General features: G+C 67.3%; 21 protein-coding genes. 14 read left to right on the top strand and 7 right to left on the bottom strand.

What is annotated here, in order from left to right; translation table 11 throughout:
* Positions 1 to 66 precede the first annotated feature (66 nt).
* Positions 67 to 1,257: an MFS transporter gene (locus ACW173_RS08400; protein WP_492084545.1), complete on the top strand. Its 1,191-nt coding sequence runs from the start codon at positions 67 to 69 to the stop codon at positions 1,255 to 1,257.
* Positions 1,258 to 1,260: 3 nt separating this feature from the next.
* Here ACW173_RS08400 and ACW173_RS08395 read toward each other — a convergent pair whose 3' ends face one another.
* Positions 1,261 to 1,701, bottom strand: a complete 441-nt coding sequence (locus tag ACW173_RS08395; protein ID WP_492084544.1) for an Rrf2 family transcriptional regulator — start codon at positions 1,699 to 1,701, stop codon at positions 1,261 to 1,263.
* Between the two features lie 197 nt (positions 1,702 to 1,898).
* Here ACW173_RS08395 and ACW173_RS08390 point away from each other — a divergent pair, with 197 nt between their 5' ends.
* From ACW173_RS08390 to ACW173_RS08380, 3 genes are all read left to right on the top strand, one after another.
* The gene (locus tag ACW173_RS08390; RefSeq protein WP_492084543.1) at positions 1,899 to 3,884 is read left to right on the top strand and encodes a potassium transporter Kup; all 1,986 of its coding nucleotides are present in this window, start codon (positions 1,899 to 1,901) and stop codon (positions 3,882 to 3,884) included.
* 18 nt (positions 3,885 to 3,902) lie between these two features.
* Positions 3,903 to 4,265 carry a hypothetical protein gene (locus ACW173_RS08385; protein ID WP_492084541.1) on the top strand — a complete coding sequence of 121 codons (363 nt, stop codon included), beginning with the start codon at positions 3,903 to 3,905 and terminating at the stop codon, positions 4,263 to 4,265.
* 84 nt (positions 4,266 to 4,349) lie between these two features.
* On the top strand, positions 4,350 to 5,576 hold the full coding sequence (locus ACW173_RS08380; RefSeq protein ID WP_492084539.1) for an argininosuccinate synthase: 1,227 nt from the start codon (positions 4,350 to 4,352) through the stop codon (positions 5,574 to 5,576).
* A gap of 60 nt (positions 5,577 to 5,636) precedes the next feature.
* Here the strand turns inward: ACW173_RS08380 and ACW173_RS08375 are convergent, their stop codons facing one another.
* Both ACW173_RS08375 and ACW173_RS08370 read right to left on the bottom strand, forming a co-directional pair.
* Positions 5,637 to 6,182, bottom strand: a complete 546-nt coding sequence (locus tag ACW173_RS08375; protein ID WP_492084538.1) for a hypothetical protein — start codon at positions 6,180 to 6,182, stop codon at positions 5,637 to 5,639.
* A 54-nt stretch (positions 6,183 to 6,236) separates the two neighbouring features.
* On the bottom strand, positions 6,237 to 6,437 hold the full coding sequence (locus tag ACW173_RS08370) for a KTSC domain-containing protein (protein WP_492084536.1): 201 nt from the start codon (positions 6,435 to 6,437) through the stop codon (positions 6,237 to 6,239).
* Positions 6,438 to 6,626: 189 nt separating this feature from the next.
* Here ACW173_RS08370 and ACW173_RS08365 point away from each other — a divergent pair, with 189 nt between their 5' ends.
* The 3 genes from ACW173_RS08365 to ACW173_RS08355 all read left to right on the top strand — a co-directional run bounded on the left by ACW173_RS08365 (position 6,627) and on the right by ACW173_RS08355 (position 8,413).
* Positions 6,627 to 7,034 carry an MAPEG family protein gene (locus ACW173_RS08365; protein WP_492084534.1) on the top strand — a complete coding sequence of 136 codons (408 nt, stop codon included), beginning with the start codon at positions 6,627 to 6,629 and terminating at the stop codon, positions 7,032 to 7,034.
* A gap of 43 nt (positions 7,035 to 7,077) precedes the next feature.
* Positions 7,078 to 7,722, top strand: a complete 645-nt coding sequence (locus ACW173_RS08360; protein ID WP_492085947.1) for a LysE family translocator — start codon at positions 7,078 to 7,080, stop codon at positions 7,720 to 7,722.
* A 97-nt stretch (positions 7,723 to 7,819) separates the two neighbouring features.
* Positions 7,820 to 8,413, top strand: coding sequence for a CC0125/CC1285 family lipoprotein (locus ACW173_RS08355; protein ID WP_492084533.1), 594 nt, complete (start codon positions 7,820 to 7,822; stop codon positions 8,411 to 8,413).
* 121 nt (positions 8,414 to 8,534) lie between these two features.
* Here the strand turns inward: ACW173_RS08355 and ACW173_RS08350 are convergent, their stop codons facing one another.
* Positions 8,535 to 9,317 carry an SDR family NAD(P)-dependent oxidoreductase gene (locus tag ACW173_RS08350; RefSeq protein WP_492084531.1) on the bottom strand — a complete coding sequence of 261 codons (783 nt, stop codon included), beginning with the start codon at positions 9,315 to 9,317 and terminating at the stop codon, positions 8,535 to 8,537.
* A gap of 170 nt (positions 9,318 to 9,487) precedes the next feature.
* On the opposite strand from ACW173_RS08350, the gene ACW173_RS08345 reads away from it, so the two are divergent.
* The 3 genes from ACW173_RS08345 to ACW173_RS08335 are packed head-to-tail and all read left to right on the top strand — an operon-like array spanning position 9,488 to position 10,999.
* Positions 9,488 to 9,898 (top strand): YkvA family protein, encoded by a 411-nt coding sequence (locus tag ACW173_RS08345; protein ID WP_492084529.1) that lies wholly within the window; start codon positions 9,488 to 9,490, stop codon positions 9,896 to 9,898.
* On the top strand, positions 9,888 to 10,523 hold the full coding sequence (locus tag ACW173_RS08340) for a lysoplasmalogenase family protein (RefSeq protein ID WP_492084527.1): 636 nt from the start codon (positions 9,888 to 9,890) through the stop codon (positions 10,521 to 10,523). The genes ACW173_RS08345 and ACW173_RS08340 overlap by 11 nt, the downstream gene beginning before the upstream one ends.
* 17 nt (positions 10,524 to 10,540) lie before the next feature.
* The gene (locus ACW173_RS08335) at positions 10,541 to 10,999 is read left to right on the top strand and encodes a nuclear transport factor 2 family protein (protein ID WP_492084526.1); all 459 of its coding nucleotides are present in this window, start codon (positions 10,541 to 10,543) and stop codon (positions 10,997 to 10,999) included.
* Here ACW173_RS08335 and ACW173_RS08330 read toward each other — a convergent pair.
* Positions 10,996 to 11,517, bottom strand: coding sequence for a GNAT family N-acetyltransferase (locus tag ACW173_RS08330; RefSeq protein ID WP_492084524.1), 522 nt, complete (start codon positions 11,515 to 11,517; stop codon positions 10,996 to 10,998). The two genes, ACW173_RS08335 and ACW173_RS08330, sit on opposite strands and share 4 nt — an antisense overlap.
* Positions 11,518 to 11,577: 60 nt before the next feature.
* On the opposite strand from ACW173_RS08330, the gene ACW173_RS08325 reads away from it, so the two are divergent.
* Positions 11,578 to 12,759 (top strand): class I SAM-dependent methyltransferase, encoded by a 1,182-nt coding sequence (locus ACW173_RS08325; RefSeq protein WP_492084522.1) that lies wholly within the window; start codon positions 11,578 to 11,580, stop codon positions 12,757 to 12,759.
* A gap of 116 nt (positions 12,760 to 12,875) precedes the next feature.
* Entirely contained in the window at positions 12,876 to 14,276 is a 1,401-nt protein-coding gene (locus ACW173_RS08320; protein WP_492084520.1) for an amino acid permease, read from the top strand.
* A gap of 3 nt (positions 14,277 to 14,279) precedes the next feature.
* On the opposite strand, the gene glmS is transcribed toward ACW173_RS08320, so the two are convergent.
* Entirely contained in the window at positions 14,280 to 16,100 is a 1,821-nt protein-coding gene (gene glmS, locus ACW173_RS08315; protein WP_492084518.1) for a glutamine--fructose-6-phosphate transaminase (isomerizing), read from the bottom strand.
* 158 nt (positions 16,101 to 16,258) lie between these two features.
* Between glmS and glmM the strand changes: the two genes are divergently transcribed.
* Together glmM and rhaT are read left to right on the top strand one after the other, a co-directional pair.
* Positions 16,259 to 17,605 carry a phosphoglucosamine mutase gene (gene glmM, locus ACW173_RS08310; protein WP_492084517.1) on the top strand — a complete coding sequence of 449 codons (1,347 nt, stop codon included), beginning with the start codon at positions 16,259 to 16,261 and terminating at the stop codon, positions 17,603 to 17,605.
* Positions 17,606 to 17,720: 115 nt separating this feature from the next.
* Positions 17,721 to 18,788, top strand: a complete 1,068-nt coding sequence (gene rhaT, locus ACW173_RS08305) for an L-rhamnose/proton symporter RhaT (RefSeq protein WP_492084515.1) — start codon at positions 17,721 to 17,723, stop codon at positions 18,786 to 18,788.
* On the opposite strand, the gene ACW173_RS08300 is transcribed toward rhaT, so the two are convergent.
* A complete protein-coding gene (locus ACW173_RS08300; protein WP_492084513.1) occupies positions 18,785 to 19,084 on the bottom strand; it encodes a winged helix-turn-helix domain-containing protein in 300 nt (99 codons plus the stop codon). The two genes, rhaT and ACW173_RS08300, sit on opposite strands and share 4 nt — an antisense overlap.
* Position 19,085: the final 1 nt, after the last annotated feature.

The following is a 19,085-nucleotide window of genomic DNA, read 5'->3' as shown; positions in this document are numbered from 1 at the left end:
ATCTCCGGCGCGCCGTTTCGACGCGTCGCGTCCGTGTTGCGCCACGTGTGTGTGTGAGGCGCCGACATGACCACCAAGACCGTCCACCCCGGCCTCGTCCTCGCCGCCCTGGCCCTTGGGGGCTTCGCGATCGGCACGACCGAGTTCGCGTCGATGAGCCTGCTGCCCTATTTCGCCAGGGACCTGGGCGTCGACGCGCCCACGGCGGGTCACGCGATCAGCGCCTATGCCCTGGGCGTGGTGGTCGGAGCCCCCGTGATCGCGGTGGGCGCCGCACGCCTGCCCCGCCGGGTGATCCTCACGGTGCTGATGGCGGTGTTCGCCGTCGGCAATCTGCTGTCCGCCCTCGCCCCCGACTTCGGCTGGATGATCGCCTTCCGGTTCTTCTCCGGGCTCCCGCACGGGGCTTATTTCGGCGTCGCGGCCCTGGTCGCCGCCAGTGTCGCGCCGCCGGAGAAGCGGGCCCAGTCGGTGGCCATGGTGATGATCGGCCTGACCATCGCCACCATCGTCGGCGTGCCGATGGCCAATGTCGTGGGCCAGTGGATCGGCTGGCGCTGGGGCTTCGTGATCGTCGCCGTGCTGGCCAGCCTGACCGCGCTTTCGGTGTGGCTGTACGCCCCGCGTGTCCCGGCCGACGCCGACGCCAGCCCGCTGCGCGAGCTGTCGGCCCTGGCCAAGGGCCGGGTCTGGCTGACCCTGGCGATCGGCGCGATCGGCTTTGGCGGCCTGTTCTGCGTCTACACCTATCTGGCCAACACCCTGATCGACGTCACCCACGCTTCGCCCGCCATGCTGCCGGTGGTGCTGGCGGTGTTCGGGGCGGGCATGACGGTGGGCACGCTGGTCTGCGCCTGGGCCGCCGACCGCGCCCTGATGCCGGCCATCGGCGCCATCCTGCTGTGGAGCGCCGGGGCTCTGGCGCTATATCCGCTGGCGATCGGAGATTTGCGGACCCTGCTGCCGGTGGTCTTCCTGATCGGCTGCGGCGGCGGACTGGGCGCGGCTCTGCAGACCCGGCTGATGGACGTGGCGGGCGAGGCCCAGACCTTGGCCGCGGCCCTGAATCACTCGGCCTTCAACTTCGCCAACGCGCTCGGCCCCTGGCTGGGCGGCCTGGCCATCGCCGCCGGCCATGGCTGGGCGTCGACCGGCTGGGTCGGCGTGGCCCTGGCCATGGGCGGCTTCGCGATCTGGGTGGTGGCGGCGATCGACGCACGCCAGCAGCGGCGGCTCACGCTCGCGGCGGCGGAATAGGGCTCAGCAGCCCTCGACCGCCTCATGCGCGCCGTTGAGCAAGTCGGCCACGGTGATCTGGCCCAGACGCTCGTGCGCCGCGCGGTCGGCGGCCTGGATGGCCGAGCGGACGGCGTCGGGGATCTTCTCCCCCACCGGGCAGCCCTTCACGCCCTTGGGCGCGACGCCGAGGTGGGCGCAACCGTTGACGGCCTTCAGCACGATGTCGAGCGTGATCGTATCGGCGGGCCTCAGCAACCAGGCGCCGCCGTTGGCGCCGGCGCGCGCGCCGATCAGTCCCGCCTTGCCCAGCATGGCGGTGACCCGGCGGACCACGACCGGATTGGTCGGGACCGAGGCGGCGAGCTCGGCGCTGGCCACGGCGCGGTCGGCGGAAAACGCCTCCTTGTGCGCCAGATAGGCCAAGGCATGGGCCGCGACGGGAAATTTCTGACTGTCAGACATATCGCCTGGGAACGTAAGGTTGTCGCCCGCGCGTTCAACTGAAAACTGTTTCATCCTCGCAACGGAGCCCATTCCTTCTTAAGAGGGGCTACGTCAGGGGATGATTGAACCCGTCGCGGATTGGGTGTATCGCGCCGCGCTTGATCGATATGGGTTGGCCAACCGCATTTTGCGAGAGGGCCGCCCGGAGGGATTGAATGGCTTCCGAAGCCTCCAGCGCTGCCGGCAACGATTGCGCGCCCGCCTCTACCGACATTCCGCAACAGGACGGCGCCGCCCAAAACGGCGGCGGCAATGATCATGGGCCCAAGGGACACGGCTTCTTCGCCCTGGCCCTGGGCTCGATCGGCGTCGTGTTCGGCGACATCGGCACCAGCCCGCTGTACGCGCTGCGCGAGGCCTTGAGCCACGCCCGCTCGTCGGCGTCGACCGAGCACGCGGTGCTGGGCGTGGTGTCGCTGGTCCTGTGGACCATGACCCTGTTCGTGACGATCAAGTACGTCATCTTCTTCATGCGCGCCGACAACAAGGGCGAGGGCGGCACCCTGGCGTTGATGGCCCTGGCCCAGAAAGCCCTGGGCAATACCGGCCGCAAGCGCTCGGTGGCGATCTTCTTCCTGGGCGTGGTCGGCGCGGCGCTGTTCTACGGCGACGGCATCATCACCCCGGCCATCTCGGTGCTTTCGGCGGTGGAAGGCCTGAAGGACGCGCCCGGCCTGGGCCATAGCCTGTCGCCCTATATCGTACCGATCTCGGCCGGCATCCTGATCCTGCTGTTCGCGGTCCAGTCGCGCGGCACCCACAAGATGGCCTCGCTGTTCGGGCCGATCACGGCGGCCTGGTTCCTGATCCTGGGGGCCCTGGGCGTGCTGCACCTGACCGACGACCCGTCGATCTTCCGCGCCTTCAATCCCTGGTACGGCCTCCGTTTCCTGTTCGAGAACGGCTTCATCGGCTTCGTGATCCTGGGCAGCGTGTTCCTGGTCGTGACCGGGGCCGAGGCGCTGTACGCGGACATGGGCCACTTCGGAAAGCGCCCGATCCAGGCCTCGTGGCTGTGCCTGGTCTTCCCGTGCCTGGCCCTGAACTATCTGGGCCAGGGCGCCATGGTGCTGGACAATCCTGCCGCCGGCCGCAACCCGTTCTGGGAGATGGTGCCCGAGTTCGCCTACTGGCCCGTGCTGATCATGGCCACCATCGCCACCGTCATCGCCAGCCAGGCGGTGATCACCGGCGCCTTCTCGATGACTCAGCAAGCCGTGCAGTTGGGCCTGCTGCCCCGCATCGAGATCAAGCGCACGTCCGAGACCCAGGCCGGCCAGATCTTCGTGCCCGCCGTCAATCAGTTCCTGCTGATCGGCGTGCTGGTGCTGCTGTTCATGTTCCAGAGCTCGCACAAGCTGGCCAGCGCCTACGGCATCGCCGTCACCGGCGCGATGTTCGTCGACACCTTGCTGGCCTATGTCGTCATCCGCCGCGTGTGGAAGTGGTCCCTGTGGCAGACCGGTCTGCTTCTGATCCCGCTGGTGGCGCTGGATCTGGTGTTCATCGCCTCGAACATGCTGAAGATCCCGGACGGCGCCTGGCTGCCGCTGGTGTTCGGCGCCGTGCTGGTGCTGATCATGTGGACCTGGACCCGCGGCGCCGGGATCCTGACCGCCAAGACCCGCCGCGACAGCGTGCCCCTGGTCGACCTGATGGAGATCCTGCGCGCCCGCGCCCCGCACCGCGCCCCTGGCACGGCGATCTTCCTGACGTCCGACCCGGAAATGACCCCGGTCGCGCTGATGCATAACCTCAAGCACAACAAGGTGCTGCACGAGCGCAACGTCATCCTGACCGTCCGCACCACCGAGACGCCGCGCGTCAACGAGGAGGACCGGGTCAAGATCGAAAAGGTCAACGACGACTTCAAGAAGGTCATCGTCAACTACGGCTTCATGGAAAGCCCGAACATCCCCAAGGCCCTGGCCGTGTGCCGCAAGCAGGGGCTGAAGTTCGACATCATGGCCACCAGCTTCTTCCTGGGGCGCCGCTCGATCGTGCCGTCGGCCAATAGCGGCATGCCGCTGTGGCAGGACCGATTGTTCATCTACCTGATGAAGAACGCCGCCAATCCGACCGACTTCTTCAAGATTCCGCCCGGCCGCGTGGTCGAGCTGGGCGCCCAGGTCACGGTTTAAGGGCTAAAGTACCGGCTTATGGAAACGACCCTGCGCGTGCTGGGCGACGGTCTTTCGATCGCCGCCCTGGCCATCATCGCCGCCACCGCCCAAGGCGCCTGGAAACGCATCCCCAAGGACGTCGCCATCCCGATGCAATGGGGTTTCGACGGCAAGCCGACCTGGCGCGCGCCCAAACCCGTGGGCCTGCTCAGCATCCCGATCCTGTCGATCGTCGTCCTGCTGTCGTTCACCCTGACCCAGGCGACGTTCACCGACGACCCGACCCGGGCGACGATCATCTTCCTGGTCCGCGCCACCATCGCCGCCAGCCTGGCGCTGTCGCAGCTTTTCCACCTGCGGTTCGTCATCAAGACGTTGCAGGACGAAGGTCAGCTTTAAAGCGCCCCATTTGGCGCTTGACCGGCGCGCCCTGATCCCGTTGAAGGCGCGCGACTTTGTGTTTCTCTCCGGAAGGACTCCCTCATGGCCGACAAGTCCGTGAAGAAGGTCGTGCTCGCCTATTCGGGCGGTCTCGACACCTCGATCATCCTCAAGTGGCTGCAGACCGAGTACGGCGCTGAGGTCATCACCTTCACGGCCGACCTGGGCCAGGGCGAAGAGATCGAACCGGCGCGCGCCAAGGCGCTGGCCGCCGGCGTGAAGCCCGAGAACATCTTCATCGAGGACGTCCGCGAAGAGTTCGTGCGCGACTTCGTGTTCCCGATGTTCCGCGCCAACACGGTGTACGAAGGCCAGTACCTGCTGGGCACCTCGATCGCGCGTCCGCTGATCGCCAAGAAGCAGATCGAGATCGCCCGCGAGATGGGCGCCGACGCCGTCAGCCACGGCGCGACCGGCAAGGGCAACGACCAGGTCCGCTTCGAGCTGGGCTATTATGGCCTCGAGCCCGACATCACCGTGATCGCCCCCTGGCGCGAGTGGGACTTCAAGTCCCGCGAGGCCCTGCTGGACTTCGCCGAGAAGCACCAGATCCAGATCACCAAGGACAAGCGCGGCGAGGCGCCGTTCAGCGTCGACGCCAACCTGCTGCACTCGAGCTCGGAAGGTAAGGTCCTGGAAGACCCGGCCGTCGAGGCTCCCGAGTTCGTCCACATGCGCACGATCGCTCCCGAGGACGCGCCGGACGCCCCGACCATCATCACCATCGACTTCGAGAAGGGCGACCCCGTCGCCATCGACGGCGTGGCGATGAGCCCGGCCACCCTGCTGACCAAGCTGAACGAGCTGGGCCGCGACAACGGCATCGGTCGCCTGGACCTGGTCGAGAACCGCTTCGTCGGCATGAAGTCGCGCGGCGTCTACGAGACCCCGGGCGGCACCATCCTGCTGGCCGCTCACCGCGGCGTCGAGAGCATCACCCTCGACCGCGGCGCCATGCACCTGAAGGACGAGCTGATGCCGAAGTACGCCGAGCTGGTGTACAACGGCTTCTGGTTCACGCCCGAACGCGAGATGCTGCAGGCGGCCATCGACTACAGCCAGCAGAAGGTCACCGGCCTGGTGCGCGTGAAGCTGTACAAGGGCAATGTCACGGTCATCGGCCGCAGCAGCCCCTACTCGCTGTACGACCAGGATCTGGTCACCTTCGAGGAAGGCAAGGTCGCCTACGACCACCGCGACGCCGGCGGCTTCATCAAGCTGAACGCCCTGCGCCTGCGCGTGCTGGCCAAGCGCGACAAGCGCGGCTAGACGCCCTTCCGATCCATCCGGATACGAGAACGCCCCGGCCGATGGCTGGGGCGTTTTTCGTTATTCGTCGTGCGACGCCGTGCGGGCTAGCTCGGCGCAATAGCGGCCGAAGTGCTGCGCCAGGGCCTTGCCGGGCCCGGGGAAGGCCGTGACCCTGTCACCATATTCGACCGACACCGTCGGGGTGGTGGCCAGCGACCGAAGATAGCCGTCCGGCATGTCGCCCTGCCCGTCCACATAGCTGCGGCCCTTGAAGGTTTCGATGCCGCGTCGCACGCGGAATACCGTGTCCTGTGTGCGCACGCGCAGTTGAACCGCATCGACCTGGGGCTCGTAGAGATGGGCCACGACGCCGCCCGACCGTAGTCCCGAGCAGGTGAGCACCAAGCCCACGTTCGAACCGTCCGCGCGCGGGGGACCGCTCATGATCAAACCACCGGTCACGCCGTGCGCCACGCCCCATTGGTAGGTCTGGCCATACTGCGTGAAGGTCTTCGGCGGCGGCGCGCGATCGACGCCCATCGCCACGGCCTGAAACACGAAGGCCGCGCCCGCGATCGCCAGGATCGCGCCGCTGGCCAGAAGAGCTGAAGTCGGAATGCGCATCGGCGTCTCCTCTTGGAGAGGGACGCTAACCCAACTCAACCCTTGAGCGCAAGACTACACTCGGTTGTACGGATAGCGATCCCGGATGATCCGCTGGAAGAACCGCCCCTTGGAGGGCGCGCGGAAGAACGCCTGGCTGACCCGTTCGGGGACACCGACATAGACGTACTCGTCGCCGTCGTGGAAGGTCACGAACAGCTTGCCGTGTTCGGGGGTGTAGTCGATCTCGGTGATCGCCGTGGAGTCCACACGCATGGCTTCAAGCCTCCGCGAATGAGGATCGTCAGCCTAAGAGCGAATGGCGGCCGATGGAGTTCCTAGGGCGCCGCTCGCCGCGCAGGCGACGCCTTTGTCTAAGCGGCGGCGGAACACGTGCAAACTCAGGACGAATACGGCTAGGGTCTCCCCTGAAGCGGCGGGAGTCCGCGGGAGGAACACAAAAAGATGCATCAATCCCACGCGCTGGTGGCGATCGTCACCCTGCTGTCGCTGCTGGTCTATGTCTGGATGATCCTGCGCATTCCCGGCGCGCGCCGGCGGTCCGGCATCGACGCCCCGGCCATGAGCGGCGATCCGGAGCTGGAGCGTCACCTGCGTGTCCAGGCCAACACCGTCGAGTGGCTGGTCATCTACCTGCCTTCGCTGTGGCTGTTCGCCATCTACTGGAACGACCTGATCGCCGCCGCCCTGGGCGTGGTCTGGATGCTGGGCCGGATCGTCTACGCCCTGGGCTATGCCGCCGATCCCAAGAAACGTGAGGTCGGCTTCATCATCCAGGCCCTGGCCACCGCCATCCTGCTGTTCGGCGCCCTGGGCCGGGCGATCTGGGTGTTCATCGTCATCGGCAACTAGCTAGGCCTTGGACGGTTCTGGCGCGGAGGCCTATATCCGCGCCATGGACCACCTGCCCGTCGATCCCGCCCGCTACGGCGCCTTCCTGGTCGCCATGTTCGTCATGGCCATCACGCCGGGCCCGGCCAACCTGTTCGCCATCGCCACCGGCATGGAGCGCGGCAAGGGCGCGGCGCTGATCAGCGTGGTCGGCATGAACACCGCCACCCTGGTGTGGTTCAGCGGCTCGGCCCTGGGCCTGGGCGCGCTGATCCTGGCCTTTCCCAAGGCCTTCCACGTGCTGGCCCTGGTTGGCGCGGCCTATCTGGTCTGGCTGGGGCTGAAGTCGTTGTGGGCGGGGATCAAGAACGTCGAGAGCCACGCCAGCGCCACGGTGCGGGCCAATGGACCACGGGCCCGCTCGGCCTTCTTCGACGGCTTCATGGTCCAGATCGCCAATCCGAAGATCCTGCTGTTCTTCTCGGCCGTGCTGCCGCCATTCCTGGACGTCCAGCGGCCGCTGGTCCCGCAGCTGATCATGTTCGCCTGCGCCACCATCGGCATGGACCTGATCAGCATGTCCTCCTACGGCCTGGGCGGGGCGGCGCTGTCGACCCGGATGAACGCGCCGGGCTTCCGCCGGATCTTTTCGATTCTGGTGGGCGTCCTTCTGATCATGGCCGCCGTACTTATTGTATCCCGAGGGTGATTGGTTTCAGCGCCGTATCAAACTGCGCCTTGGCGAAACCACAAAGCCCGGCCAGAGTTGTCCTAAACACCGAGGACTCCGCTTGAAGGAGCAGATCATGTCCATGAAGAAGGTCGCCTTAGCCGCGTCGCTGGCTCTCGCCGCGACCTTAGCGGCTTGCGCGACGCCCACGCCCTATCAACCCCGTGTCACCTCCGGCTCGACCACCGGCGGCTTTTCCGAGCAGAAGCTGGAGGGCGATCGTTATCGTGTCAGCTTCGCCGGCAACAGCCTGACGTCGCGCGAGACGGTCGAACGTTATCTGCTGTTCCGCTCGGCTGAACTGACCGTGCAGCAGGGTTACGACTGGTTCGAGACCGCCGACCACCGCACTGATCGCACGGCCCGCTCGTATGTCGAGCCCGATCCGTTCATGCGACCCGGCTTCGGCTACGGTTACCCGTACGGCTACTGGCGCCCGTCCTGGCGTTATTACGGCGGCGGCTATGGCTGGCGCACCTGGGACCCGTTCTGGGGCGACCCCTTCTTCGCCGACCGCGCCCAGATCCGCACCATCGAGCGGTTCGAGGCCGGCGCCGAGATCGTGATGCACAAGGGCAGGAAGCCGGAAGGCGACCCGCGCGCCTACGACGCCCGCGAGATCATGAGCAACCTGGCCAGCTCGATCCAGCGGCCGATGCCGGGGAAATAATCCCCCTTCCCCCTTGATGGGGGAAGGGTCGGGGATGGGGGCGCCGCGGCGGTTCAGCTTGCAGCGCCCTATCTCACCCCCACCCAACCCTCCCCCATCAAGGGGGAGGGCTTTTTATTGCCTAACGCGGCGCCATGCGGATGCCGCCGTCCAGGCGCACGTCCTCGCCGTTGAAGTAGCCGTTGGTGATCATGGTCACCGCCAGCTGGGCGTACTCTTCCGGCAAGCCCAGGCGCTTGGGGAACGGCACGCTGGCCGCGAGGCCAGCCTTCACCGCTTCCGGCGCGTTGTTCATCAGCGGGGTGTTGAAGATGCCCGGCAGGATGGTGTTGACGCGGATGCCCTCGCCCATCAGGTCGCGGGCGATCGGCAGGGTCATGCCGACCACGCCGCCCTTGGACGCCGAATAGGCCGCCTGGCCCATCTGGCCGTCCTCGGCCGCTACCGAGGCGGTGTTGACGATCGCGCCGCGCTCGCCGTCTTCCAGCGGCGCCAGGTCCAGCATGCCCTTGGCCGACTTGGCGATGCAGCGGAACGTGCCGACCAGGTTGATCTGGATGATGCGGTCGAAGGCGTCGAGCGGGAAATGCTTGGTCTCGCCGGTGGTCTTGTCGCGGCTGGCGGTCTTGGCCGCGTTGCCGGTGCCGGCGCAGTTGACCAGCACCCGCTCCTGGCCGTGGGCGGCGCGGGCTTTCTCGAAGCCGGCGTCGACATCGGCGTCGCTGGTGACGTTGACCTTGCAGAACACGCCGCCGATTTCCTTGGCGACCTCTTCGCCGCGAGTCTCGTTCATGTCGAAGATGGCGACCTTGACGCCCTGGGCGGCCAGGGCGCGGGCGGTGGCTTCGCCGAGGCCCGAAGCGCCCCCGGTGACGACGGCGGCGACGGTGTTGTCGAGTTTCATGGACGTTTCCCCTTGGGTTCGCGTTTGCAGCGTTTAGGATCGTGCTTGAGCCTGTCCATTTCGGATGGACATCCGAAATGGATGAACAGGCTCATTTGAACGTTGGAGCGTGGCAGACGCCGAAACCGGCATCCACTTTCGGCTGCCACGCTCTGTGAGGGTTTAAACCGATGAGCCGCGACGCCAAACCGTCCCCCGACGTAAACGTCAACGAGGTGCTGGATCCGAAAAAGGCCCTGGTCCCCCAGACCGTGAAGGTCAACGAGGAACGGGTGCGCGAGGGTTTCCTGCCCAAGATCCGCAAGGTCGCCGCCAAGATCCCGTTCGCGTCCGACGCCCTGTCGGTCTGGTGGTGCGCCCGCGATCCCGAGACGCCCACGGCGGCCAAGGGCATGATGCTGGCGGCCCTGGCCTATTTCGTGCTGCCCGTGGACGCCATCCCCGACATCCTGCCGGCCATCGGCTTCACCGACGACGCGGCGGTGTTCGCGACCCTGGTGGCCATCCTCGGCAGGACCGTGAAGCCGCGCCACAAGGAGGCCGCCCAGGCCTTCCTGCGAAAACTCTCCGATGACGCCTGAGACCCTCCTGTGGGCGATCGCGGCGGGTAGCGCCCTCGCCTACGGCCTGGTCTTGGTTCATCAACCGGTGTCCGTCCTCCGGACGGTCGTCAAGACCAGCGCCGTCGCGGCCCTGGCCGTGCTGGCCTATCTGGACGGCGGCTCGGTGCTGCTGGCCCTGGCCCTCGCGTTCTGCGCCCTGGGCGACACCTTCCTGGCGGGAGATCCCAAACGTTGGCTGCCGGCCGGTCTCGGCGCCTTTCTGGTCGGGCATCTCGTCTACATCCCGCTGTTCCTGGAGCGCGAGGGCGCGCCGCCCGCCTGGTTCTGGCCGGCCGCCGCCGGAATCGGCGCCGTGGCGGGTCTGATGCTGCGGTCGCTGTGGGGGTCGCTGGGCAAGCTGCGGATCCCGGTGACCGTCTACGTCCTGGCCATCGTCGGCATGGTCGTGACCAGCCTGCTACTGCCCCAGAGCGCCTGGCCGGCGACCGCCGGGGCCCTGGCCTTCATGGCCTCGGACGCCATCCTGTCCTTCGACCTCTTCAAGAACGCCAAGCTCTTCGGTTCGCCGCGCCTGAGCGCCTGGGCCGTCTGGTTCCTTTATTGGGGCGGACAGGCCGCCATCTGCTGGGGCATGCTCAGCTAGACCTTTTGGAGACCGCCATGCTCGCCCTCGTGATCGCCGCCCTCGTCCAGACCGCCGCCCCGCCGCCGCAGGCCGAGTCCGAGGACAAGGCCGTCCTGGCGGTCGCCCAGGCCTTTTTCGACGGCATGGAGAAGGCCAGCCCCGAGGCGATGCGCGCCACGGTCCTGCCGGGCGCCCAGTTCATGGGCGTGCGCCAGCAGCCCGACGGCTCGGTCAAGATCGGCCGCGTCGCCTTCGAAGACAGCTTCGGCAAGCGCGCCGACCCGGGCGTCAAGGAATGGATGTGGTCGCCGGTGATCATCCGCCGCGGCGCCCTGGCCACGGTGACCGCGCCCTACGAAGTCTCGCGCGACGGCAAGACCCTGCATTGCGGCATCGACGTCTTCACGCTCGCCAAGCAGGACGGGGCCTGGAAGATCGCCAGCATCAGCTGGACGGCCGAACCCGACGCCTGCCCCGAGCTGCGGAAGCTCTAACCCACCCTGAACCGCAGCACCGACCCGTCCCAGCGCGTATCGTGGCGGTCTTCCTCGACCAGGTCGCGGACGCCGGGATAGGTCGCCGCCGCGCGGCGCCAGAAGGCCATGGCGCCGGCGTTGCGGCGGACCACCGCCGCTTCCCACACGCCCCAGGCGCTGGCGAACAGGGCGTGGGCGGCGGCGATCCCCACCCCACGCCGGCGGTGCTTGCGGACCACGAAGAACTCGGCCACCGCGCGGTCGATCGGGGTCGGGGCGTGGGCCACGTCATTGACCAGGGCGAAACCCACCGGCAGCCCGTCGACCCGGAACAGCCAGGGTTCGCGCGTCGGATCGGTCCAGTAGGTGTCCAGACCCGGATAGCCGGAATAGCGCCCGTCCGGCCCCAGCTCGCCCTCGCCGGCGCGGTCGAACCACAGCTCCGAAAAGTCGTGGATGTAGAGCTGCATCAGGTTGGCGATGATCGGCGCCTGGGCCGGGCCGGCGCGGCTGACGACCAGGCTATCGCTCGACATCTCGCATTTCCTCCGTATGCGACAGGTTGTCGCGGACGAACTTGAGCTTAGATTACCCCCATGATCGAAGCCCTGCTCAGCAAGATGATCAAGACCGGTGACTTCACGGCGCGCCTGCCCGGGGGTCGGGTCGTCAAGGCGGGGGACGGCACGGGACCACCCGTCGTCATCCGGGTCAACGGGCGCGGCCTGCGCCGCCTGGCCAATCCCAGCCTGGGCCTGGGCGAAGGCTACATGGAAGAGGATATCGTCTTCGAGCAGGGGACGATCGACCAGCTGCTGACCATCGTCGGCGAGAGCGGCGGACGCAAACCCAAGCGCGGCTCGGCCCTGACGCGTTTTCGCAAGGCGCTGAAGCGGCGAATCCAGCAGGTCAACGACCGCGTGGCCTCGCGCCGCAACGTCTCGCACCATTACGACCTGTCGAACGAGCTGTACCGGCGGTTCCTAGACACCGACATGCAGTACAGCTGCGCCTATTTCGAGCGTCCGGACATGACGCTGGAAGAGGCCCAGGAAGCCAAGAAGGCCCTGATCGGTCGCAAGCTCCTGATCCAACCGGGCATGAAGACCCTGGACATCGGCTCGGGCTGGGGCGGCCTGTCGATGACCCTGGCCAAGGACTTCGGGGCCCGGATGACGGGGGTCACGCTCTCCACCGAGCAGCTAGCCCTGGCCAAGGAACGCGCCGAGAAGGCGGGCCTGGCCGACAAGACCGACTTCCGCCTGACCGACTATCGCGACCTCGACGAGAAATTCGACCGTATCGTCTCGGTCGGCATGCTCGAGCACGTGGGCGCGCCGAACTTCCTGACCTATTTCGAGACCATCGCCCGGCTGCTGGACGAGGATGGCGTGGCCCTGGTCCACTCGATCGGCAAGATGCACGGCCCGGGCGCGACCAACGCCTTCACCCAGAAATATATCTTCCCGGGCGGCTACATCCCCGGTCTGTCGGAGATCGTCACGGCCATTGAGCGGGCGGGCCTGTGGATCACCGACGTCGAGATCCTGCGGCTGCACTATGCCGAGACCTGCCGCATCTGGCGCGAGCGGTTCATGGCCGATCCCGACATCCCGACGATGTTCGACGGCCGGTTCCGGCGGATGTGGGAGTTCTATCTGGCCGGCGCGGAGCTGGGCTTCCGGCACGGCGGCCACATGGTCTTCCAGATCCAGCTGGCGAAAAAGCGCGACGCGGTTCCCCTGACGCGGGACTACCTGCTGAAGACCGCGGGATAACCCCAATACCGACGATCCCCGCTTTCGCCGGGATGATCGGATGTGTCCGGGGAGGCTGGTTGCTTGGCGTGGAAGGCGCGGCTATTAGCGCCGCCTGACCTTCCCAAGGACACGCCATGTCCCCGTTTCGCGCGGCCGATCTCTTCCGCCGCAAGCCCGTCGCCCAGCTCGAGGGCGAGCATCCGCCCGAAAGCCTGCCGCGTACGATCGGCCTCTTCCAGCTGACCATGCTGGGCGTGGGCGCGACGATCGGCACCGGCATCTTCGTGGCCCTGACCACGGCCGTGCCCGCCGCTGGTCCGGCGGTGATCGTCTCGTTCGTGCTGGCCGGCGTCACGGCGGCCTTGACGGCCCTGTGCTACGCCGAGCTGGCCTCGACCATTCCAGTGTCGGGCTCGTCCTATTCCTACGCCTACGCCACCCTGGGCGAGTTCGTCGCCTTCATCGTCGGCGCGTGCCTGCTGCTGGAATACGCCGTCTCGGCCTCGGCCATCGCGGTGGGCTGGGGGCAGTACCTGAACGAGATGCTGGTCGACCTGATCGGCGTGAAGATGCCCGACGCCATCGCCAAGGCTCCCGGCGCGGGCGGGGTGGTCAACCTGCCGGCCGTGGTGCTGGTCGGGGCCTGCATGATCCTGCTGCTGCGCGGCGTGAAGGAGTCGACCACGATCAACGCCATCCTGGTGGTGCTGAAGCTGCTGGTGCTGCTGTTTTTCGTGGTCATCGCCTTCAGCGGCTTCCACGCCGACAACCTGACGCCGTTCATGCCGATGGGCGTGGCGGGCGTGGGCGCGGCGGCTTCGTCGATCTTCTTCTCCTACATCGGCATCGACGCGGTCTCGACGGCCGGCGAGGAGGTCAAGGACCCGCGCAAGACCCTGCCGCTGGGCATCGTGCTGTCGCTGCTGATCGTCACCGCCATCTACATCCTGGTGGCCCTGGCCGCCGTCGGAGCGCAGCCCTGGACCGCCTTCGCCGGCCAGGAGGCGGGGCTGGCGGTGATCCTGCGGAATCTCACCGGCGCGTCCTGGACCTCACTGGTGCTGTGCGTCGGGGCGATCGTGTCGATCTTCTCGATCACCCTGGTGGTGATGTACGGCCAGACGCGGATCCTCTACGCCATGAGCCGCGACGGGTTGCTGCCCAAGCTGTTCCAGCGCCTGGACCCCAAGACCCACAGCCCGGACCTCAACACCTATATCGTCGCGGCCTTCATCGCCGTGCTGGCCGCCTTCGTGCCGCTGGACGTGCTGGTCAACCTGACCAGCATGGGCACCCTGATCGCCTTCGCCATCGTCTCGCTGGGCGTGATCATCCTGCGCCGCACCCAGCCGGAGCTGCCGCGCGGCTACAAGGTCCCGCTGTACCCGGTGGTCCCGGCGCTCAGCGTGGCCTTCTGCGGCTATCTGATCATCGGCCTGCCGCTGGACACCTGGCTGCTGTTCGCGGTCTGGGTCGCGGGCGCCTGCGCGATCTATTTCGGCTATTCGCGCAAGCACTCGCGGCTGAACGCCTAGGCGCTATTCCACCGTCACCGACTTGGCCAGGTTCCGCGGCTGATCCACGTCCGCGCCCTTCACCACGGCGACGTGGTAGGCCAGCAGCTGGATCGGGGCCGACATCACCAGGGTCGAGACCAGCGGGTCCGAGGCGGGCGCCGTGACCACCACCTTGGCCCCCGCCGGCGCGTGCTTGGCGCCCTCGGTGTCGGTGATGAAGATCACCTGGCCGCCGCGCGCCATCACCTCGCTCATGTTCGAGGCCGACTTCTCGAACCAGGCGTCGTAGGGCGCCAGGATGACGATCGGGGTCTGGTCGTCGACCAGGGCGATCGGGCCGTGCTTGAGCTCGCCGGCGGCATAGCCCTCGGCGTGGATGTAGCTGATTTCCTTCAGCTTCAGCGCGCCTTCCAGGGCCAGGGCCGACATCGGGCCGCGGCCCAGGTAGAGCACGTCGCGGGCCTTGGCGACCTCGGCGGCGATGTCCTTGATGGCGTCTTCCAGGCCGATGGCCTCGGCGATCAGGCGCGGGGCTTCCAGCAGCACCTTCACCAGGCGCCTTTCCTCGGCCTCGTCGATGGTCCCGCGCGCCTTGGCGGCGGCCACGGCGATGGCGATCATCACGCTGACCTGGGCGGTGAAGGCCTTGGTCGAGGCCACGCCGATCTCGGGACCGCAGTGGATCGGCCACACGACGTCGACCTCGCGGGCCATGGTCGATTCCGTGGCGTTGACGACCACGGCGCTCTTCATGCCGCGCTCCTGGCAGTAGCGCAGGGCCGCCAGGGTGTCGGCCGTCTCGCCCGACTGCGACATGGCGATGACCAGCGCGTCCTTGCGGATCGCCGGCTGGCGGTAGCGGAACTCCGAGGCGATCTCGACGTCCACCGGCAGGTCGGCCAGCTGCTCGATCAGGTAACGACCGATCATGCCGGCGATGTAGGACGTGCCGCAGGCGACGATCTGGATACGGTCCAGGCCGTTCCAGTCGATGTCGCCGCTGACCGCCACGCGGTTCTCGATGGCGTCGACATAGGCCGCGATGGTGCGCTGGCAGCCCTCCGGCTGGTCATGGATCTCCTTTTCCATGAAGTGCCGGTAGTTGCCCTTCTCCATCAGCACGGCCGAGGCCGGGACGATCTTGATCGGGCGGTCGACGGGCGTGTTCGTGGCGTCGAAGATCCGCGCGCCGGCGTGGTCGACGATCGCGTGGTCGCCGTCGTTCAGATAGGCGATGCGGTTGGTGAACGGACCCAGGGCCAGGCCGTCGGAACCGACGAACATCTCGCCCTGGCCGTAGCCGATGGCCAGCGGCGGGCCGTTGCGGGCGGCCAGGATGGTCTCGTCCTCGCCACCGACCAGGATGCAGAGGGCGAAGGCGCCGCGCAAGCGCGCCAGGGTCGCCTGGAAGGCCTCCAGCGGCGCCAGGCCCGTGGCCAGCTCGGCGTCCAGCAGGTGGGCGACGACCTCGGTGTCGGTGTCGCTGGCGAAGGTGCGCCCCGTGGCGATCAGCTCGGCCTTCAGCTCCGCGAAGTTCTCGATGATGCCGTTGTGAACCACCGCCACGCGGCCGACGATGTGCGGGTGGGCGTTGCGTTCGGTCGGGGCGCCGTGGGTGGCCCAGCGGGTGTGGCCGATGCCGGTGGTGGCGACCAACGGCTCATGGGCGACCACGCTCTCCAGCTCCCGCAGCTTGCCCGGCGCGCGACGGCGCTCCAGCTTTCCATCGATCTGGGCCGCGATCCCGGCCGAGTCGTAGCCCCGATATTCCAGCCGCTTGAGGCTTTCGATCAGACGGTCGGCGACGGGCTCTTTTCCGACGATGCCGATAATGCCGCACATGGGCCATGATCCCTTGTAGAACGCGTCAGCCGGCTTATCCCTGGCCGACGAGACTTTCGAAGCGGCCTTTAGCACTCGCTCAAGACCGCTTCCCATAAATCTGCATTTCGGATCGTTTCGCGGTCCTGAAGAGACGCCCTGAAGAGATCGGCAAGACCATGAGCAAGCGCGCCTATTTCGGCACCGACGGCATTCGGGGCCAGGCCAACAAGCATCCGATGACGGCCGAGGTCGCCCTGCGCGTCGGCCTGGCCGCCGGCAAGCTGTTCCGCTCGCAGGACGAGCGCCGCCACCTGGTGGTGATCGGCAAGGACACCCGTCTGTCGGGCTACATGATCGAGCCGGCCCTGGTCGCAGGCCTGACCAGCGTCGGCATGGACGTGCGGCTGTTCGGCCCGCTGCCCACCCCGGCCGTGGCCATGATGACCCGCTCGATGCGCGCCGACCTCGGCATCATGATCTCGGCCTCGCACAACAATTTCGCCGACAACGGCATCAAGCTGTTCGGCCCCGACGGCTACAAGCTGTCGGACGAGCAGGAGCTGAAGATCGAGGCCCTGATGGACGAGGGCCTGCAGGAAGGTCTCGCCACCCCGCGCGAGCTGGGCCGCGTCAAGCGCATCGACGACGCCCAGGCCCGCTATGTCGAGATCGTCAAGGCGACCTTCCCGCGCCACCTGAACCTGTCGGGCCTGCGCATCGTCATCGATTGCGCCCATGGCGCCGCCTACAAGGTGGCCCCGACCGCCCTCTATGAACTGGGCGCCGAGGTCATCGCCCTGGGCGACAATCCGGACGGCACCAACATCAACGAGGAGTGCGGCTCGACCCATCCCGAGGCCATGGCCAAGATGGTCCGCGAGTACCGCGCCGACATCGGCATCGCCCTGGATGGCGACGCCGACCGCCTGGTGATCTGCGACGAGAAGGGCGTGGTCGTCGACGGCGACCAGATCATGGCCATCATCGCCGCCGCCTTCGCCTCCGCCGGCGCGCTGAAGGGCGGCGGGGTCGTGGCCACGGTGATGTCGAACCTGGGCCTGGAGCGCCAGATGAACGCCCTGGGCCTGACGCTGGAGCGCACCTCGGTCGGCGATCGCTACGTCATGCAGCGCATGCGCGAGGGCGGCTTCAATGTCGGCGGCGAACAGTCGGGCCACCTGATCCTGTCGGACTTCTCGACCACCGGCGACGGCCTGATCGCCGCCCTGCAGGTGCTGGCGGTGATGATCCAGAGCGGCAAGCCGATGAGCGAGCTGGGCCGCCAGTTCGAGCCGGTGCCGCAGCTGCTGGAAAACGTCCGCTTCGCCGGCGGCAAGCCGCTGGAGGCCAAGACCGTCAAGGAGGCCATCGCCGACGGCGAGAGCCAGCTGAACGGCTCGGGCCGCATCGTCGTCCGCGCCTCGGGCACCGAACCCCTGATCCGCATCATGGCCGAAGGCGACGACCCGGCCCTGGTGACCAAGGTGGTGAAGTCGATCGTCTCGGCGGTGAAGGCGGTCTAGCCTTTGCTTTCCGGTGAAAAGACTCCATCATGTAGAAAACCGTCTCACATCTTGAGACGCGCATGATGGAGGAAACGATGACGGCAGCCAGCAAGACGCCCTGTGAGGCGCGCGCATGAATCCGTTGCTTGGCGTTCTCTTCCACTGGCTGGGCGGTCTCGCCTCGGCCAGCTTCTATGTCCCCTATCGCGGCGTGAAGCGCTGGTCCTGGGAGATCTACTGGCTGACCGGGGGGATCTTCTCCTGGCTGCTGGCCCCGTGGCTGTTCGCCTCGATCCGCACCAACGACCTGATGGGCGTCATGTCCCAGGTGCCGTCGAACGTCGTGGGCCTGTGCGTGCTGTTCGGCGTGCTCTGGGGCTTCGGCGGCCTGACCTACGGCCTGACCATGCGCTATCTGGGCCTGTCGCTGGGCATGGCCGTGGTGCTGGGCCTGTGCACGGTGTTCGGGACCCTGATCCCGCCGATCGTGCGCGGAACCTTCGCCCAGACCCTGCTGGGCTCGACCTCGGGCAAGATCATCCTGCTGGGCCTCTTGATGACCCTGGCCGGGATCATCGTGGTGGCCATGGCGGGCGCCAAGAAGGACGCCGACCTGTCGCCGGACCAGAAGGCGGAGGCCGTCGCCGAGTTCGACTTCAAGAAGGGCGTCGCCGTGGCGATCTTCTCTGGGATCATGTCGGCCTGCTTCGCCTTCGGCCTCGCGGCCGGCGAGCCGATCAAGGCGCTGTCGGCCGCGGCCGGCACGGGTCCGCTGTGGACCGGCCTGCCCGCCCTGTGCCTGGTCATGTTCGGCGGCCTGATCACCAACGGCGTCTGGTGCGCCGGCCTGATCATCCGCAACAAGTCGGCCGGCCAATGGCTCGGCAAGACTGGCGAGGCCGATACGGGCGAGGCCAAGGCCCCGCTGCTGGCCAACTACCTGCTGTGCGCCCTGGCCGGCGTCGCCTGGTACTTCCAGTTCTTCTTCTACACGATGGGCGAAAGCCAGATGGGCAAGTTCGGCTTCTCCAGCTGGACCCTGCACATGGCCAGCATCATCATCTTCGGCACCCTGTGGGGCTTCGCCTTCAAGGAGTGGAAGGACGCCCGTCCGGCCGTGCGCAACATGGTCTGGAGCGGCGTGGCCCTGCTGGTCGGCGCGACCATCGTCATCGGCTACGGCAACATGCTGGGGAGCTAAAGCTCCTCGGCCGCCTCCACCACCGCCCGCAGATACTCGACGTGCGCCCGGAAGGCCTTTCGGCCTTCCGGCGTCAGCCGCGCCTGGGTGCGAGGACGCTTGCCGACGAAGTCCTTCTCGATCGCCACGTAGCCGGCCTTTTCCAGGGTCGCCAGATGGCTGCCCAGATTGCCGTCGGTGGCCTCGGTGATCGTCTTCAGGCGCGGGAAGTCCAGCGGCTGGCCCCTCTCGGCCGCCAGGGCGGCCATGATCTTCAGCCGCAACGGCTGGTGGATCACATCGTCGAGCCCAGCCATC

It is taken from the genome of Caulobacter sp. ALps2 (assembly GCF_058681635.1).
Note: the sequence above shows the minus strand (reverse complement) of the source record. Positions and strands in the feature narration are given on the sequence as shown.

Coding starts and splice junctions, on each gene's coding strand:
- ACW173_RS08325 (WP_492084522.1), top strand. CDS start 11,578: ATGATCGAAGCCCTGCTCAGCAAGATGATCAAGACCGGTGACTTCACG.
- glmM (WP_492084517.1), top strand. CDS start 16,259: ATGAGCAAGCGCGCCTATTTCGGCACCGACGGCATTCGGGGCCAGGCC.
- ACW173_RS08380 (WP_492084539.1), top strand. CDS start 4,350: ATGGCCGACAAGTCCGTGAAGAAGGTCGTGCTCGCCTATTCGGGCGGT.
- ACW173_RS08335 (WP_492084526.1), top strand. CDS start 10,541: ATGCTCGCCCTCGTGATCGCCGCCCTCGTCCAGACCGCCGCCCCGCCG.
- ACW173_RS08395 (WP_492084544.1), bottom strand. CDS start 1,701: ATGTCTGACAGTCAGAAATTTCCCGTCGCGGCCCATGCCTTGGCCTAT.
- ACW173_RS08300 (WP_492084513.1), bottom strand. CDS start 19,084: ATGGCTGGGCTCGACGATGTGATCCACCAGCCGTTGCGGCTGAAGATC.
- ACW173_RS08390 (WP_492084543.1), top strand. CDS start 1,899: ATGGCTTCCGAAGCCTCCAGCGCTGCCGGCAACGATTGCGCGCCCGCC.
- ACW173_RS08385 (WP_492084541.1), top strand. CDS start 3,903: ATGGAAACGACCCTGCGCGTGCTGGGCGACGGTCTTTCGATCGCCGCC.
- ACW173_RS08345 (WP_492084529.1), top strand. CDS start 9,488: ATGAGCCGCGACGCCAAACCGTCCCCCGACGTAAACGTCAACGAGGTG.
- ACW173_RS08340 (WP_492084527.1), top strand. CDS start 9,888: ATGACGCCTGAGACCCTCCTGTGGGCGATCGCGGCGGGTAGCGCCCTC.
- ACW173_RS08370 (WP_492084536.1), bottom strand. CDS start 6,437: ATGCGTGTGGACTCCACGGCGATCACCGAGATCGACTACACCCCCGAA.
- ACW173_RS08375 (WP_492084538.1), bottom strand. CDS start 6,182: ATGCGCATTCCGACTTCAGCTCTTCTGGCCAGCGGCGCGATCCTGGCG.
- ACW173_RS08350 (WP_492084531.1), bottom strand. CDS start 9,317: ATGAAACTCGACAACACCGTCGCCGCCGTCGTCACCGGGGGCGCTTCG.
- ACW173_RS08355 (WP_492084533.1), top strand. CDS start 7,820: ATGTCCATGAAGAAGGTCGCCTTAGCCGCGTCGCTGGCTCTCGCCGCG.
- ACW173_RS08360 (WP_492085947.1), top strand. CDS start 7,078: ATGGACCACCTGCCCGTCGATCCCGCCCGCTACGGCGCCTTCCTGGTC.
- rhaT (WP_492084515.1), top strand. CDS start 17,721: ATGAATCCGTTGCTTGGCGTTCTCTTCCACTGGCTGGGCGGTCTCGCC.
- ACW173_RS08400 (WP_492084545.1), top strand. CDS start 67: ATGACCACCAAGACCGTCCACCCCGGCCTCGTCCTCGCCGCCCTGGCC.
- ACW173_RS08330 (WP_492084524.1), bottom strand. CDS start 11,517: ATGTCGAGCGATAGCCTGGTCGTCAGCCGCGCCGGCCCGGCCCAGGCG.
- ACW173_RS08320 (WP_492084520.1), top strand. CDS start 12,876: ATGTCCCCGTTTCGCGCGGCCGATCTCTTCCGCCGCAAGCCCGTCGCC.
- ACW173_RS08365 (WP_492084534.1), top strand. CDS start 6,627: ATGCATCAATCCCACGCGCTGGTGGCGATCGTCACCCTGCTGTCGCTG.
- glmS (WP_492084518.1), bottom strand. CDS start 16,100: ATGTGCGGCATTATCGGCATCGTCGGAAAAGAGCCCGTCGCCGACCGT.